This window comes from Sulfitobacter sediminilitoris, assembly GCF_010667575.1.
Classification (GTDB): domain Bacteria; phylum Pseudomonadota; class Alphaproteobacteria; order Rhodobacterales; family Rhodobacteraceae; genus Sulfitobacter; species Sulfitobacter sediminilitoris.
This window is the reverse complement of the sequence record NZ_JAABNT010000008.1, coordinates 145,065-159,078: the sequence shown is the minus strand read 5'-3', so window position 1 is coordinate 159,078 and position 14,014 is coordinate 145,065. Positions and strand designations below refer to the sequence as shown.

General features: G+C 60.1%; 13 protein-coding genes and 1 tRNA gene. All 14 read left to right on the top strand.

Going from position 1 to position 14,014, the window contains the following annotated elements:
• The first annotated feature begins 1 nt into the window (after window position 1).
• The 14 genes from GV827_RS14105 to GV827_RS14040 all read left to right on the top strand — a co-directional run bounded on the left by GV827_RS14105 (window position 2) and on the right by GV827_RS14040 (window position 14,013).
• Window positions 2–487 carry a YIP1 family protein gene (locus GV827_RS14105; RefSeq protein ID WP_164354455.1) on the top strand — a complete coding sequence of 162 codons (486 nt, stop codon included), beginning with the start codon at window positions 2–4 and terminating at the stop codon, window positions 485–487.
• Window positions 487–1,068 (top strand): Yip1 family protein, encoded by a 582-nt coding sequence (locus GV827_RS14100; RefSeq protein ID WP_164354454.1) that lies wholly within the window; start codon window positions 487–489, stop codon window positions 1,066–1,068. Before GV827_RS14105 ends, GV827_RS14100 begins: the two co-directional genes overlap by 1 nt.
• The gene (locus tag GV827_RS14095; RefSeq protein ID WP_164354453.1) at window positions 1,068–2,288 is read left to right on the top strand and encodes a cysteine desulfurase; all 1,221 of its coding nucleotides are present in this window, start codon (window positions 1,068–1,070) and stop codon (window positions 2,286–2,288) included. Before GV827_RS14100 ends, GV827_RS14095 begins: the two co-directional genes overlap by 1 nt.
• Window positions 2,289–2,496: 208 nt before the next feature.
• Window positions 2,497–2,573, top strand: a tRNA-Arg gene (locus GV827_RS14090).
• Between the two features lie 644 nt (window positions 2,574–3,217).
• Complete coding sequence (locus tag GV827_RS14085) at window positions 3,218–5,167, top strand: phage tail sheath family protein (RefSeq protein ID WP_164354452.1); 1,950 nt, start codon at window positions 3,218–3,220, stop codon at window positions 5,165–5,167.
• A 12-nt stretch (window positions 5,168–5,179) separates the two neighbouring features.
• Complete coding sequence (locus GV827_RS14080; protein ID WP_164354451.1) at window positions 5,180–5,710, top strand: phage tail protein; 531 nt, start codon at window positions 5,180–5,182, stop codon at window positions 5,708–5,710.
• A gap of 7 nt (window positions 5,711–5,717) precedes the next feature.
• Entirely contained in the window at window positions 5,718–6,410 is a 693-nt protein-coding gene (locus GV827_RS14075) for a hypothetical protein (protein ID WP_164354450.1), read from the top strand.
• On the top strand, window positions 6,407–7,249 hold the full coding sequence (locus tag GV827_RS14070) for a hypothetical protein (protein WP_164354449.1): 843 nt from the start codon (window positions 6,407–6,409) through the stop codon (window positions 7,247–7,249). The genes GV827_RS14075 and GV827_RS14070 overlap by 4 nt, the downstream gene beginning before the upstream one ends.
• The gene (locus tag GV827_RS14065) at window positions 7,246–8,565 is read left to right on the top strand and encodes a DUF4255 domain-containing protein (RefSeq protein ID WP_164354448.1); all 1,320 of its coding nucleotides are present in this window, start codon (window positions 7,246–7,248) and stop codon (window positions 8,563–8,565) included. Before GV827_RS14070 ends, GV827_RS14065 begins: the two co-directional genes overlap by 4 nt.
• The gene (locus tag GV827_RS14060; RefSeq protein WP_164354447.1) at window positions 8,562–10,442 is read left to right on the top strand and encodes an ATP-binding protein; all 1,881 of its coding nucleotides are present in this window, start codon (window positions 8,562–8,564) and stop codon (window positions 10,440–10,442) included. Before GV827_RS14065 ends, GV827_RS14060 begins: the two co-directional genes overlap by 4 nt.
• The gene (locus GV827_RS14055) at window positions 10,439–10,657 is read left to right on the top strand and encodes a hypothetical protein (protein WP_164354446.1); all 219 of its coding nucleotides are present in this window, start codon (window positions 10,439–10,441) and stop codon (window positions 10,655–10,657) included. The genes GV827_RS14060 and GV827_RS14055 overlap by 4 nt, the downstream gene beginning before the upstream one ends.
• Window positions 10,650–13,013 carry an eCIS core domain-containing protein gene (locus GV827_RS14050; protein WP_164354445.1) on the top strand — a complete coding sequence of 788 codons (2,364 nt, stop codon included), beginning with the start codon at window positions 10,650–10,652 and terminating at the stop codon, window positions 13,011–13,013. The genes GV827_RS14055 and GV827_RS14050 overlap by 8 nt, the downstream gene beginning before the upstream one ends.
• Window positions 13,013–13,657 carry a hypothetical protein gene (locus tag GV827_RS14045; RefSeq protein ID WP_164354444.1) on the top strand — a complete coding sequence of 215 codons (645 nt, stop codon included), beginning with the start codon at window positions 13,013–13,015 and terminating at the stop codon, window positions 13,655–13,657. The genes GV827_RS14050 and GV827_RS14045 overlap by 1 nt, the downstream gene beginning before the upstream one ends.
• Window positions 13,654–14,013, top strand: a complete 360-nt coding sequence (locus GV827_RS14040) for a tail protein X (RefSeq protein WP_164354443.1) — start codon at window positions 13,654–13,656, stop codon at window positions 14,011–14,013. Before GV827_RS14045 ends, GV827_RS14040 begins: the two co-directional genes overlap by 4 nt.
• Window position 14,014: the final 1 nt, after the last annotated feature.

Sequence of the window (14,014 nt, the reverse complement as noted above, 5' to 3'; positions counted from 1 at the left end):
GATGGCAGCAACGCAGGATATCATAGCCACCTACCGGGGGCCGGGCAAAGTCATGCGCCGGATGCTTGACCGAGGCGTCCGTGAGGACCGTGCGCTGATCTACCTAATGATCGGCTGTCTGATGGTGTTCGTCGCACAGACACCACGTTTGGCCCGGGAGGCATTTGAAACCGGTCAAGAGCTTCAGATGCTTCTCGGAGCCTCGCTTATGGCATGGCTCTTTATCGCGCCCTTGCTGCTGTATGTGATCGCTGGTCTGACTGCGGGGGTAGCACGGATTTTTCGTGCCAAGCTCACGGGCTACGGCGCACGTATGGCGCTGTTCTGGGCACTGCTGGCGTCCTGTCCGTTGATGCTGCTATGGGGATTGACCGCTGGCTTTGTCGGTCCGGGTATCGAAATGACGCTGGTCGGTGTGCTGTGGTTTGCGGCGTTCACGTGGTTTTGGGTCTCTGGCCTGATCGCGGCAGGCAGAGAGGCCGCGTGATGGAAGCTGAATTGCTGCCGTTAGCGCGAACCAGCCTGCGCGATCCGCGCCGGGCGGCTGAGACAATCATGGGGCTGAACCTTGGCCGCGATGTGCTTTGGACCGCACTTGGTCTGGTTGCCGTGGTCAACACTTTTCTGTTGCTTCTTGTGGTTGAAGTTTCCGGCCCTTCAATACCGCTGCCGGGATATTTTGACCGACCGTTGGCTCTTTTCATTCTGATCGTCGGCCTGACAGTTGTCTATGTTCATGCGATGTACTGGGCGGGTCTGGCAATTGGCGGGCAGGGCACGTTGATGGACGTGTTGGCCTTGGTTGTCTGGTTTCAGGTTTTGCGTGCGGCGGCACAGGCTGCGGTAATCGTGTTGTCTTTCCTGATCCCCCCGCTAGGTGCCCTGGCGTCTTTCGCAGTCGCGATTTGGGGCATCTGGGTATTTTTGAATTTTCTGGCCACGGCGCTACATCTGCCGTCGGCCTGGCATGCGGTTGCGGTGCTGCTGATAGCATTTGTCGGGCTTGTCTTGGGTCTCGGTATATTGATGGCGTTGATCGGGGGCTTGGCCCAAGGAGTGATGAGCTGATGTTGAATGTCGAAGAAATCCGTCGGGATTTTCCGATCCTGTCACGCGAGGTGAACGGCAAGCCACTGGTCTATCTCGACAATGGGGCCTCCGCGCAAAAGCCGCGGGTGGTGATTGATGCAATCACACAGGCCTACAGTCATGAATACGCCAATGTGCACCGTGGCCTGCATTATCTGTCGAACCTTGCGACCGACAAATACGAAGCGGTGCGCGGCACAATCGCCAAATTCCTGAACGCTGGGTCCGAGGACGAGATCGTCTTTAATTCCGGCACGACGGAAGGCATCAACACGGTTGCTTACGGCTGGGCCATGCCGCGCATGGAAGCGGGCGATGAAATTATTCTCAGCGTGATGGAGCATCACGCAAATATCGTCCCGTGGCACTTTCTGCGCGAACGGCAGGGAGTTGTGTTGAAATGGGTTGATGTCGATGCCGCCGGGGCCCTGGACCCGCAGGCGGTGATTGACGCGATCACGCCGCGGACCAAGCTGATTGCCATCACACATCTGTCAAATGTGCTGGGAACAAAGGTGGACGTAAAAACCATCGCCCAAGCTGCCCATGAAAAGGGCGTGGCGGTGCTGGTTGATGGCTCTCAGGCGGCGGTTCACATGCCGGTGGACGTACAGGATCTGGATTGCGATTTCTATGCGATCACCGGTCACAAGCTCTATGGTCCTTCAGGGTCAGGCGCGATTTACATCAAGGCTGACCGGATGAAGGAAATGCGTCCCTTCATGGGCGGTGGCGACATGATCAAGGAAGTATCGAAAGATGCGGTCGTCTATAACGATCCGCCCATGATATTCGAGGCAGGGACACCGGGCATCGTTCAGACCATCGGTTTGGGTGTGGCGCTTGAGTACATGATGGGGCTTGGGATGGACAACATCGCTGCCCACGAGGACCATTTGCGCGATTATGCAGTGTCGAAACTGGGCGGGCTGAACTGGCTGCAGGTGCAAGGGACCATGCCGGACAAAGCCGCGATCTTTAGCTTTACGCTCGACGGTGCGGCCCATGCCCATGACATATCAACCATTTTGGACAAAAAGGGCGTCGCGGTGCGGGCGGGTCAGCACTGTGCAGGACCGTTGATGGACCACCTTGGGGTGCCTGCCACCTGCCGTGCCTCAATGGGGCTATACAATACCAAAGGGGAAATCGACACATTGGTCGAGGCCCTTGAACTGGCGCATGATCTGTTTGCCTGAAATTGATTGCAGGGGCGGAAACCTGTGTCTATACCGCCCCCAGTGGACGATCAGCTCAGTTGAATAGACCGCCACCCTTCGAAGGCTGATGCCAAGGCGGTGGCATTTCAAGGAGTTGATATCTACGATAAAGAACAGTGGTTTGCGAGGTCGCTGTTCTTTGCTTTAAACTCGCAAAAATATGAAGTAAGCACTGCGTAAGCAGTTTGCACCCATAGCTCAGCTGGATAGAGTGTCGCCCTCCGAAGGCGAAGGTCGTAGGTTCGAATCCTACTGGGTGCGCCACTTCTCTTCTTACCCTCAGTTTGTAGACCTCGCGCGGCGCACCGCAGCCTTGCGCGTTGTGCCGCCTACAGGGTGAGAGTCGGGCAGGGGACCCGTGACGCATTATGGGCTGTTAACCTGCGTCCCTCAGGACCCACAAGATTTGCATAGAGCCGGCCCGGCATTTGCCCCAAGCGCTCCGCTCAAGCTGGAGAGAACTTGGCGCGCGGGTCAAGGCCAACTGCCGCAACATGCCTGCAAATCGCCGTTGCCTTTGACCACCTCATCGGGTGTGGATTTCTTGGCAATCATACCTGATCCTCAGCTTTCCCAACCTCAGGGGCGGACCCTTTCAACGGGCGATGCGCACTCAGCCTAAGTCTTTCTGATGATTGCCAAAGATCAAACGGTCGGCGAATTTTTGCGCGTCGATTTGGTCACAGTCTTGTGAGGTTTTTCGCATTATGCTACTGTAGGTTGAAACCACGACATCGGATTTAGATTAGCCGCCTCAATGAAATTCCGTGCTAATGCACTGAATATAAAACGTTTTTGAATCTCCGATTCACCTGAGCGACCGATCCAAACATAAAAACTTCAATTACGCCGCTCAACGTATGGGCGGGTGACGAGATCGCTTGTCCATTTAGAATTGGGAGGTTCAGTTGACATTTGTTCCAAAAAGCCCCGGGGTTTATTTTCAGGAAATTCCAAGCGGTGCCCGAACGATCGTCGGTGCATCGACGTCCATTGCGGCCTTTGTCGGCGGCTTCGCGCGCGGACCGCTCAACATACCGATCCGGATGTTTACGCAGGCCGATTTTGAGACAGGCTTGGGTGGCCTGAATTCCGACTATCCGACAAGTTTTGCGGTCTCGCAGTTTTTCCTCAACGGGGGCGGTCAGGCTTATGGCGTCAGGGTGAGCCCAGATGCGACAGCAGCCATTGTTGTCATGGACGACGCCACCAACAACGCGACGCTGCGGGCAACGGCCGGGCGGCAGGTCGGGGGCGTTTCGCTCGACGATCCCGGCGAATGGGGCGACAATATCCGCATTGACGTGGACGCGATCACGCCCGATCCGACAACCCAATTCAATCTCACCGTTGCTGAAATCAGGGACGTCGACGGAGTTGAGGTTGCCCGTAGGACCGAAGTCTACCGCAACCTTACTCTGACAGCCGGGCCGCGCAACGCGTTGGACGTGGTCAACGAAGCCTCGGCGATTATTCAACTCAGCCGAGATCCTGGTTGGGCGGGAAATGGTCTGCCGGTGCCAACAGGATATTATTCCGGCCCCGTCACGCTTGCCGATCTGGCGGGGATCACTCCGGCGAACGATATTGACGTTGATTTGGGGGCGGGCGCCGAGACCGTCTCGGTTCCCTTTACAGCGCCGCCCACGACCTTGGCCGAAGCGGCAGCAGGCCTGCAATCCGGGTTGCGCGCGGCATTTCCCGCAGATCGGCTTTGGGCGCAACTCACCGTGACGGTCGTTGGTGATCGGTTGCGGATCGTGCCCGGGCGCGCATCGCCGGACTATGATCCGGGCACGGTTATCTCGATCGCGGATTCGGTTTCAGACCTAGCACAGCGTCTGGGTCTTGATGGCGCGCTTGATCGTGCCAACGTCGAGCAATATGCGCCTATCAATACACCTGCCGCGTTTCAAAGCGTTGCAACCGCTGGCGGCGACGGGGCGGCGAACGGCGCAGCCGATCTGCGCGGCGACCGGTCCACGCGAACGGGTTTCTATGCGCTGGATGATGTGCGGTCGTTCAACATGCTTGCCATTCCGGAAGCCTCGGAGCTGGGTAGTGTCGCCAATCTGGCGGCGGTGATGTCAGCAGCGGCGACCTATTGCACCGAAAAGCGGGCGATGCTGTTCATTGATCCCCCGGAAGACACAGACACGATCGAAGAAGCCGAGACATGGCTGGGAGAGGTGGCCGACGCCGGGCTGCGCATGCCGAACCTGGTGACCTACTATCCGCTCGTTCACCTCCCCGATCCGGGCAGTGAGAACAGACCGCGTCCCTTTGCGCCTTCGGGCACGATGGCAGGCGTCTGGGCGCGCACCGACCGCCAGGTCGGCGTGTGGAAGGCTCCTGCGGGTATTACCGCGCGGCTGAGCAATGTGGTCGCGCTTGATCATGTGATGACGGATCAAGAGAACGGCGTCATTAACCCATTGGGCATGAACGCCCTGCGAAACTTTGACATCCCCGGCAATGTGTCGTGGGGCGCACGAACGTTGGTGGGGGCAGACCTGCTTGCGTCTGATTGGAAATATGTGCCGGTACGGCGCATGGCCCTCTTCATCGAAAGCTCGCTTTATGACGGGCTGCAATGGGCTGTATTCCAGCCAAACGACGCGCCACTTTGGAACGAGATGCGCAGTGCTGTCACCTCATTCATGCAGGGGCTGTTCAGGCAAGGCGCGTTTCAGGGGTCATCCCCCAGGGATGCCTACATTGTGAAATGTGACAGCGAGACCACAACGCAAAGCGATATCAACGCCGGTATCGTGAACCTTTTCGTAGGCTTCGCACCACTTCGTCCAGCAGAGTTCGTGGTGGTCAGCATTCAGCTTCAAATCAGACAAGACGGATAAAGGAGGGGCCCAATGTCGCAACTCAACGTGAGAGGCCAGCGTGTCATTCCCTATGCCGGCCACAAGTTTCGTGTGAAAGAAATCGGCGGCGACTACTTTTTTGCCGTCAACAAGATCAGTGCACTGAGCCGCACAATCGAGGTGATGGAGTACCGAGAAGGCGGTGATCCATCGCTGATGCGCAAATCTCCGGGTCAGGCGAAATATGAACCCATCACGATGGAGCGCGGCGTAACAAACAACGTCGAGTTCGAGCAATGGGCGAACAAGGTCTGGAACTGGGGTGAAGGCCGTGGTGCAGAGCTGTCTTTGGCCGATTTTCGAAAGCAACTTTACCTCGAAATCTATAACGAAGCCGGACAACTTGTTCTTGGCTACAGGATATTCGAATGCTGGGTATCAGAATTCCGCGCTTTCCCGGATCTCGACGCCGGCAGTTCCGCCTTCGCAATCCAGACCATCAAGCTTGAGAACGAAGGCTGGGAACGGGACTATGAAGTCGCTGTGCCCGACGAACCTAGCTTCGCTGAGCCAGCCGAGTAGTCGACGCATGGCACAAATACCCGACAGCGCCATCCTCGATCTGTGGGATAATGGGGCGTGCGAACATCCGCTTGATCGGGCCCTTGGGCTTATCGCCCTTGTAGAGTCTGAATTGTCGCGCGAAGAGCTTGCCGCACTCCCTATCGCTGAACGCGATCGCAGGCTCTTTGATGTTACAGAGGCGGTCTTTGGCAGCCAGCTGGCGCTTTCCGCAACCTGCACGCTCTGCGGGGCGGAGTCTGAGCTGACCTTTTCTGTCAGCGATATCAAAGAGCTGGGAAGCCCCAACACGGAACGGCGCGTGTTACGTCATGACGGTCGGGACTATCCCTACCGTATGCCCAACAGCCGAGATCTGGCCAATGCATTGCGTGCGCCTGACCCACAACAGGCGCTGATATTGTCGGTCTTGGACCGGACAGAGGCCGACGATGCGCTGATCGCTGCCTGTGATGCCGCACTTGAGGCGCAAAGTGGGCTTGAGGCTTTGAGCCTTGGGTTTGACTGTGCTGAATGCGGCGCGGCGGAAGACGCGCCCTTTGATATCCTCGACTATCTCTGGACCCGGATTGCAGCCGAAGCGCGGCGATTGATGTGGGACATTCATCTATTGGCGCGCAGCTATGGATGGACCAGCCGCGAGATCCTTTCCCTGTCGCCGCTGCGCCGAGCAGAACATGTCGCGATGGTAAGCGCATGAAAGGTCTGGTCACACAAGGGTTCGCTGCCAGACTATTAGACCGCGCTGCTGGCTTGACCGGGGTTCTTCGCCCCCGGATCGCACCCTATTTCACGGCAACCACCGCCACAGCCACGCCATTGATCGAAGAACAGAGCATTGAGCAACCAACGTTGCCCCCGACGCCGCAACAGCGCACAGCGGAGGAACCAGCAAAGGCGACCGATACAAGGCCCGAAAGCATATCCGCTGCGCCACCGCGGTTGGAAAATGGGCAGCAGGCCGGTGAGCCACGATTGATGCCAGCAGTAAGACCTGACCCGCAGGAGCAGCAAACGCAACCAGCCATCGCGGTCGCGCCAAGCCCCGCACCGCGTTCTCAGCCGGTCTCAGATGCCGTGCCGCCGGCGACGCAAGAAGCAGGAAAGCCCGAAGCCTCCAGACTTCCCGATGGGCACGACGCCATCGAACCGGCGCAGCATGCATCCAAACTCCCTGCCACCGAGCGGCAGCCCGCAGTTCCCGTGCCCGATCTGAAAAGCGCCCTGGCCGCCGCCGTTGCGCGCCTTACGCCAAGCGAGGAGGATGACCCGGAACCGGGACTTATGCCAAGGACGCAGCCGGAGCGCCCGGTCACGGCCACGCCCCCACCGGGTGCGCCAGAGGCACCGGCAGTGCAAGCGGATGACAGCGTTGAGGGATCAGCCCCGCTGCATATCCACATCGGCGAAATCGTCATCGCGCCAGACCCTCAAGAGCAAACCGCATCAAAAGCCGCCATTGCACCACAACGGCCTGAGTGGCAGCCAATGCTGTCACTGGATGACTACCGCGACCAGCGCCGGAAGCAGGGGGCATGAGCACCGCGCTGGCCATAGCGGGCGTGACCCAGCTTTTGCGTGACCTGCTCAATGACGGGCTGGTGGACAACGATGTGGGGGCGGCCATCGGCACGAATGTCAGCGTTCATGCCCGCGCCCCTGATCGGGTGCTGGAGTTGGCCGACGACGGGTCATTGCTGAATGTCTTCCTCTATAACGTGGACAATCAGGGCAACTGGTCAAACCAGATACTGCCCACGCGTACCCAAGCAGGCGATCGGAACAAGAACACCCCCCTGACCCTCGACCTTTATTATCTGATCAGCGCCATCACGAGCGAGGACCTGCATCACGACATCCTGCTGGGCTACGCCATGCAGATCCTGCATGAGCATCCCGGATTTGACCGCGCCGAGATTCAGGCAGGTTTGACCCCGTCGCCAACCGTGGCCGGATCACTGCCGCCAGCTTTGCAGGCGTTGGCGCAGACCGGGCTTGCCGATCAGATCGAACAACTTGCCATCAGCCCGGTCTACCTTTCGGCGGAGGAGATGTCGAAGCTCTGGACGTCGTTCCAGACGACCTATCGCAGTTCCATGGCCTATCGCGTGTCTTCGGTCATCATCGAGACGGATACGCCAACGCGTAGCGCGCTTCCGGTCCTGATGATCGGCGCCGATGACACAGGCGCGCAGGTGACGCCTGACCTTAATGTCGGAATGCCGCAAATTACTTCGCTGAGCCTGCCACAAGGCCAGCCAAGCGCCCGTCCGGGCGATATTGTCGTGATCCGGGGGGAGCGGTTGAGCGGCACCGATGTGACGGTGCGTTTTGAGAACGCTGCTTTGGCCGCACCGATCGACGTGCTGCCTGATCCGGGTGGCAACAACACGGTTCAAACGGTCACCCTGCCGGATGCGCCCGCCGTCTGGGCACCCGGTCTTTATCAAATCAGCCTAGCCGCCCGCAGTGCCCCGGGCGCGCCGCTCTACCGCTCAAACAGTGCCGCATTTCAACTTGCGCCAATCGCCACCTTGCCCCCAACCAGTGTGGCCCGCGTCGGACCTGACAATGAAGTGCAGATTGATCTGGATTTCCGCCCGAATGTCTGGCCCGGCCAACGCGTGGAACTGATCCTCGGCGGTCAGTTGGCCACGGCACCCGCCCGAACGACTGCCACAGGCACAGTGACGTTTACCTTTCCGGATATACCCGCCGGGGCGTATCCGATGCGCCTGCGGGTCGACGGTGTGGAAAGCTGGTTGGTGCTGCGCGAATTGCCCCCCATCGGTCCGGGTTTTGAACCACGGCCGCCAGAGTATGACCCGGCACAAGCAATCATGGTGCCGGCATGACAGTGCAAGGCTCAGATATGCGTATGGATGCCCCGCTGAGCCTGCGCGACGTCCTGCCGAAGATCGTGCAAGAACTGGAGGCCGGACAGACCCTTGACCGATCAGTGTTTGCGGGCTCCGTCTTTGACGAACTGGCTGCGCTATTTGGATTGAATGATGCAGAGAGCGCAGCACTTGCCCTGCTTGCCGGTGCCGCTCTGGATCGACGCTGCGCAGCGGCGCTATCACATTCCGGCGGATCACTGAGTGTCGGAGACCTGATGGCCTCTTTGCCCCGGTTGGACTGGGAGAGCCTTTCGTCCGGTTCGGTTCTGCGGTCATGGTTCTTGATCCGGGTTGACCGCGCGCTCAACCTGCAGGACAGCGCGGTAAGTATCGATCCGCGCATTCTGGACTGGTGCCTCGGCCTGGCAACCCCGGACGCGCGGCTTGGTCCGTATCTGCGCCCGCTTGCGCAGGCTGGCATCTTGTCAGACCCTCATACCAAGGTTGCAGATGGCTGCGCAGAGCGCCTTGCAGGCCGGGTGTCACGCGGCGGGGCCGGGCACTGCGTGATTGTAGGAGAAGGTCCCGCGACCCGTGACGCAGTCGCCGCGCGAATTGCGCAAGCGCTGACAATGGAACCCGTTGGCTTAGATCCTGCATTCTTCGAACTGCCGGTTGTCGAACGGAGCGCGCTGGAACGCATCCTCGCACGGGAAACGGTGCTGGCGCGCATGATGCCGGTGTTTGCCCTTGAGGTGTTCAGTGCGCGTGAGGCCTCAAGGCTTCGGACGCTGGAAATGCCTACGCTAATTCTTGCGGACGAAATGGCCCATCGGGTCGCACTTCCGCCGGGGGCTGAGGCCGTGACACTTGCCCCCCCCGATGCCATCGGACGGGCGGCTCTGTGGCAATATCATCTAGGGGAAGGTAACAAAGCCGACACAGCTGACCTTGCCGAAACGTTCACGATTGGCGCAGACGAAATCGCGCAGATTGCCGCCGGTTTGCAGCACCTATCGCCAAATGATCGTGCCGCCGCGGCCAAGCAAGCAGCCCGCCGTTATCTTGCTCCGCCCCCTGATCCACTGGTGCAGGAAATCAAACCGCATGTCAGCTGGGAGGACCTCGTGTTGCCAGGCGCGACAGAGGCGACACTGCGCTTGATCACCGCACAGATCCGCCACCGCGCCCACGTCTATCGTGACTGGCATTTCGGCGAGCGGCTGTCGCGCGGGTTGGGCATCACAGCGCTCTTTTCAGGGCCCAGCGGTACCGGCAAGACGCTCGCCGCCGAGGTGATGGCCGCTGAGCTTGGCTTGCCGCTGTTGCGGGTGAACCTCGCGCAGGTGGTCGATAAATACATCGGCGAGACTGAAAAGCACCTTGATCATGTATTCCGGATGGCCGAACGCGCGGGCGCGATCCTGTTTTTCGATGAGGCCGAGGCGCTGTTTCACAAGCGGGGTGATGGCGACAACGCGCAAGAGCGGTTTTCGGCCATGACCGTTGCCTACCTGTTGCAGCGGCTGGAAACCTGCGCGGCAACCTGTCTTCTGGCGACCAATATGCGCGCCTCGGTCGATGATGCCTTTTTGCGACGGATGCGATTTGCGGTGCATTTCGCCTTTCCGGCCGCAGCAGAGCGGACGCGGCTTTGGGCTGCGGCGTTCCCCGCGCAAGCGCCGCTGGAAAACATCGATCCCGCAACGCTCGCCATTCTGCCCGCGACAGGCGGGACGATCCGCAATGCCGCACTGAATGCCGCTTTTCTGGCGGCGGACGCAGGCGGCGCAATCGGTATGGACGAAGTCCTCGCCGCACTTGAGATCGAAAACGCAAAGCTGCCCCAACCCATTGATCTGGCCCCCCTGCGGCGGAGGGTGCTGCCATGAAACGCCCCGTCAGCATTTCCATTGATCGGTTGGTTCTACCCGCGCGCTACGCGGGTCAGGAGGACACTTTTACGCACGCGCTTACCGGGGCGGTTCAGGACGGGCTAGATCTGCCCCGTGGTCCGTCCGGACGTGCGGGCGCCAAGTGTGAGCGGCTCGCCGGGCGCACGGCCGAGGCGATCCTGCACAAAGGGGGAAGGACGGGCAATGGCTGAGCAACAGCAGGTGCAAAAAGAGAGCGGACCACAGCAGTTGGGCCGACGCGGTGACGCGGCAGAATCCAGAGTGGAGAAACGCCTCAATTCGGAGGCAAGGCTGAGGGATTTGCACGAGGGAACCCTTGATCACATGCCGGATACTGCTGAGCGAGCAGCGGCTGGTCTTCCAGAAGACATGAGCGCTGGCTTTAGTGGCGCAGGACAACCCATGCCTTCGCCCATGCGACAGGATTTCGAGGGTGCATTTGGGGAATCCTTTGCCGATGTACGGCTGCATACGGGGTCGGAAGCGGATGCCGGGGCCCGGGCCATTGATGCCACCGCTTTTTCCTCTGGCACGGACATCGGTTTTGCCAAAGGTGCTTTTCAGCCAGAAACCAGTCTGGGGCGCGGCGTCATTGCACACGAATTGGCACACGTCAGCGACATGCGCGCGGGTCGCGATACGCCTGGCACGGTGCGCAGGATCGGGGAATATGCACCGGGTGGAGTGACCCCCATATTCTCAGCAGAATGGTGGAACAGGCTCGGCGGCGGCGGGACCTTTTCGAATGCTGAGTTGGACCACTTCGTCCGCGCAATGTCGCGCCCAGGTTATGTCGCGTCGGAACATGATTACGACGACACCGACAACATGGCCCGCGTCATTGTGAACCGCATGTACGGACAAGAAAGCGGCGGTGATGAAGCGCCTTACGTACCGTCGGGTGCCAGCGACCTTCGCGTGCGGCGGAACATGATCCAGCACCTGCTCAGCGGTTTTCGCGCAGAAGCTGACAAGGACGCCGCACTGCTGATCCTGCGCCGGGCGACCGATATCGAACGCAACCAGATCGTTCAGGGATATGGTCAGGAAGACCTGATGGACCACCTGCGCGGGCGCCACGCGGAAGAACTGTCAACCTTGATGGGCATTGGTGTGCAAGAAACCTCGCGCCAGAGATCCGCGCGGCGGAATATACCGGTGCAATGGTTGATGAACACTACAATCCGGAATGCGCCGGGGTTAAGTTCAGCGGTCCGCGGGCTGGTCATTGAGCAGTTCATGATCCGGCCAAGCAGCCATACGTCGCCACGGACCATCGCACGCAACGCGCGGTTTCCCGGTGATAATGCGCGCAATCAAGTCATTTCCGACGGTGCATCACACCCCCGAAACGAGGATGGCCGGGCGGGGATGACTTTCTGGGTCGAACCACAGGATGCAAGTGCCCAAGGTGCTTATGCTTATTCGACACGGACGCCTATGGCGGACCAGAACTACCCCACTATTCCCGCAGCTGAAGACCAGCGTGTCGAGGCAACCCTGGAAGTCGATCTGGGTGCGGCCACAATCGGTGAGGTGGTCCGGGGCCGCACGTCAAGCGAACAGCACGAGGAACGCCGCGACAGGAGCACGACAGACCGGCGCTCTCGGACGGATGAGCGCACCGACCGCCGTCGTCAGGAGCGACGCCGCGATGTTTCCGAGCGAGACACTGAAAGATTGGAATTATCACTTGGGGCTTCCGCAGAAAGCATCCGCGGTTTTGAAGCCGAGCAGAACTGGCAGCGCAGCGTATCCCAGACCCGCGAGCAATTGCAGGAATTGTCACGGCGCTGGGGCACGTCGACAACACGCACAAGGCAGACCGAGGTCGATATCAGTTCCACCATCAGCAGTGATGTCGCCACCACCTTGCGCGGTCAGCTTGGGTTATCAGGCCAGGGAAGCATCGGTCTGAAAGACATCGGGACCGGCATGCTTGGCACGGTCCTGCGCCGCCTGCCGGTGCCTCAGGCGCGCACCCTTGGTGCCATCCTGTCGATGATCGGGAGCGCGAGCGCCGGTCTGACCGTGGGCCTGTCAGGCGAGGTTGGCGGCGAACAGACGTTGCGGATTGGTGGCAGTCTGACGGGCCGTGCCGCCCGGCTTTGGAGTGAGGCGCGGACGCGCAGCTTTGACCTGACCCGCCGCACCACCGATCGCGCCAGCAGGACCGAAGGGGCATCTGAGGGTGGGCGATCTTCGGTTTCAGGCTCCGAAAGACGGGGGCGCACGGCAGGCACCACCACAGGCCGCGAGCGCAGCCGAGAGAGGCGGGAAGGGACCACAGACTCAGCCGAGCAGGAGCGCAGGCGCAGCACCACACGCGAACGCAGCAGGACGGAATCCGAAGGGGAGACGGACCGCAGCACTGAAACAGAAAACATTCAGGTACGCCGCAACATGCTGGTGCCCGTCGTGCGCCGCAGCCAACTGAGCTTCCGCGTCACCCGCAACACTTGGGCGCACATGGATCCGCGCACGGCCGCCGAGCAATTGCGCGCGACCGAGCAAGCAAGAGAACGGCGCGTGAGGGAGGAGCAATAATGCTATCCACTCAACCAGATTTCCTCAAAGGCGGAATTGTCCTGCTTGATCCGGAAACGGGAACAGTCGAACGGACCTTGCCTCTCCTGATCAATCCGGAACGGATCACACGCAGCTTTGACGTGAAATCGATGGGGGAGGAATCCAATCGCTCGGCCCCGCTGCGGCTTACCGGACCAGCGGTTGAGACGATCTCGATCGAGGCACGGCTCGAAGTATCCGATGCGCTGCAACGCGGCGACCAGACGGCGGTGGAAGAGGGGGTGCGCCCACAGCTTGCGACACTACAGATGCTCATCACACCGACATCCCGAACCATCCTCGATAACGATGCGCTGCAACAATCGGGCGCGTTGGAAATCATCCCGATGAACCAGCCGCTGACATTGTTTGTATGGGGCACCCAACACATCGCCCCGGTGCGTATCCTGTCACTGAATGTCACCGAAAATCTGCACAATTCTCGGCTCTATCCACTTGTCGCGACGGTGAGCATGTCCATGCGGGTTCTATCGGTGGACGATCTTGGCGTCTCAAGCCGCGGCGGTGCGCTCTATCTCAGCTATCTGACCGGGATCGAGGAAAGCGCCGGACGGGTGCCAGATGGGCGGGCCAGCAAAATGGGCATTGAGGGCGCGCTATGAACGAGATCGCAAAACTTCTGGCACCTGTGACGCAAGGCACGGCACCCTTTCCGCCAGACAGCCGCTACAACGGCGCGCCGATGAAAAAGGCGACACTGCCGGACGGTCGCGAGGTGCGCTATGTCGGCCGCCGCTTCATCCCTGCGGCAGAGCGGATCGAAGTGAGCGGTGTGCATACCGTTCAAGGCGGCGACCGGCTGGACCTATTGGCCGCACGCTATTTCGGGAACCCGACGCAAGGGTGGAAAATTCTCGACGCCAATCAGGTGCTCAATCCCCGCCGCGCGTTGGCTGAGACCGGATCGCGGCTGGCCATTGGTCAGGCGCTCACTATCGCGGGGCAGAGCTTTGAATAGG

Bases quoted from the DNA above. Each gene is read 5' to 3' on its own strand.
- GV827_RS14105 (WP_164354455.1), top strand. From the start codon at position 2: ATGGCAGCAACGCAGGATATCATAGCCACCTACCGGGGGCCGGGCAAA.
- GV827_RS14100 (WP_164354454.1), top strand. From the start codon at position 487: ATGGAAGCTGAATTGCTGCCGTTAGCGCGAACCAGCCTGCGCGATCCG.
- GV827_RS14095 (WP_164354453.1), top strand. From the start codon at position 1,068: ATGTTGAATGTCGAAGAAATCCGTCGGGATTTTCCGATCCTGTCACGC.
- GV827_RS14080 (WP_164354451.1), top strand. From the start codon at position 5,180: ATGTCGCAACTCAACGTGAGAGGCCAGCGTGTCATTCCCTATGCCGGC.
- GV827_RS14075 (WP_164354450.1), top strand. From the start codon at position 5,718: ATGGCACAAATACCCGACAGCGCCATCCTCGATCTGTGGGATAATGGG.
- GV827_RS14070 (WP_164354449.1), top strand. From the start codon at position 6,407: ATGAAAGGTCTGGTCACACAAGGGTTCGCTGCCAGACTATTAGACCGC.
- GV827_RS14065 (WP_164354448.1), top strand. From the start codon at position 7,246: ATGAGCACCGCGCTGGCCATAGCGGGCGTGACCCAGCTTTTGCGTGAC.
- GV827_RS14060 (WP_164354447.1), top strand. From the start codon at position 8,562: ATGACAGTGCAAGGCTCAGATATGCGTATGGATGCCCCGCTGAGCCTG.
- GV827_RS14055 (WP_164354446.1), top strand. From the start codon at position 10,439: ATGAAACGCCCCGTCAGCATTTCCATTGATCGGTTGGTTCTACCCGCG.
- GV827_RS14050 (WP_164354445.1), top strand. From the start codon at position 10,650: ATGGCTGAGCAACAGCAGGTGCAAAAAGAGAGCGGACCACAGCAGTTG.
- GV827_RS14045 (WP_164354444.1), top strand. From the start codon at position 13,013: ATGCTATCCACTCAACCAGATTTCCTCAAAGGCGGAATTGTCCTGCTT.
- GV827_RS14040 (WP_164354443.1), top strand. From the start codon at position 13,654: ATGAACGAGATCGCAAAACTTCTGGCACCTGTGACGCAAGGCACGGCA.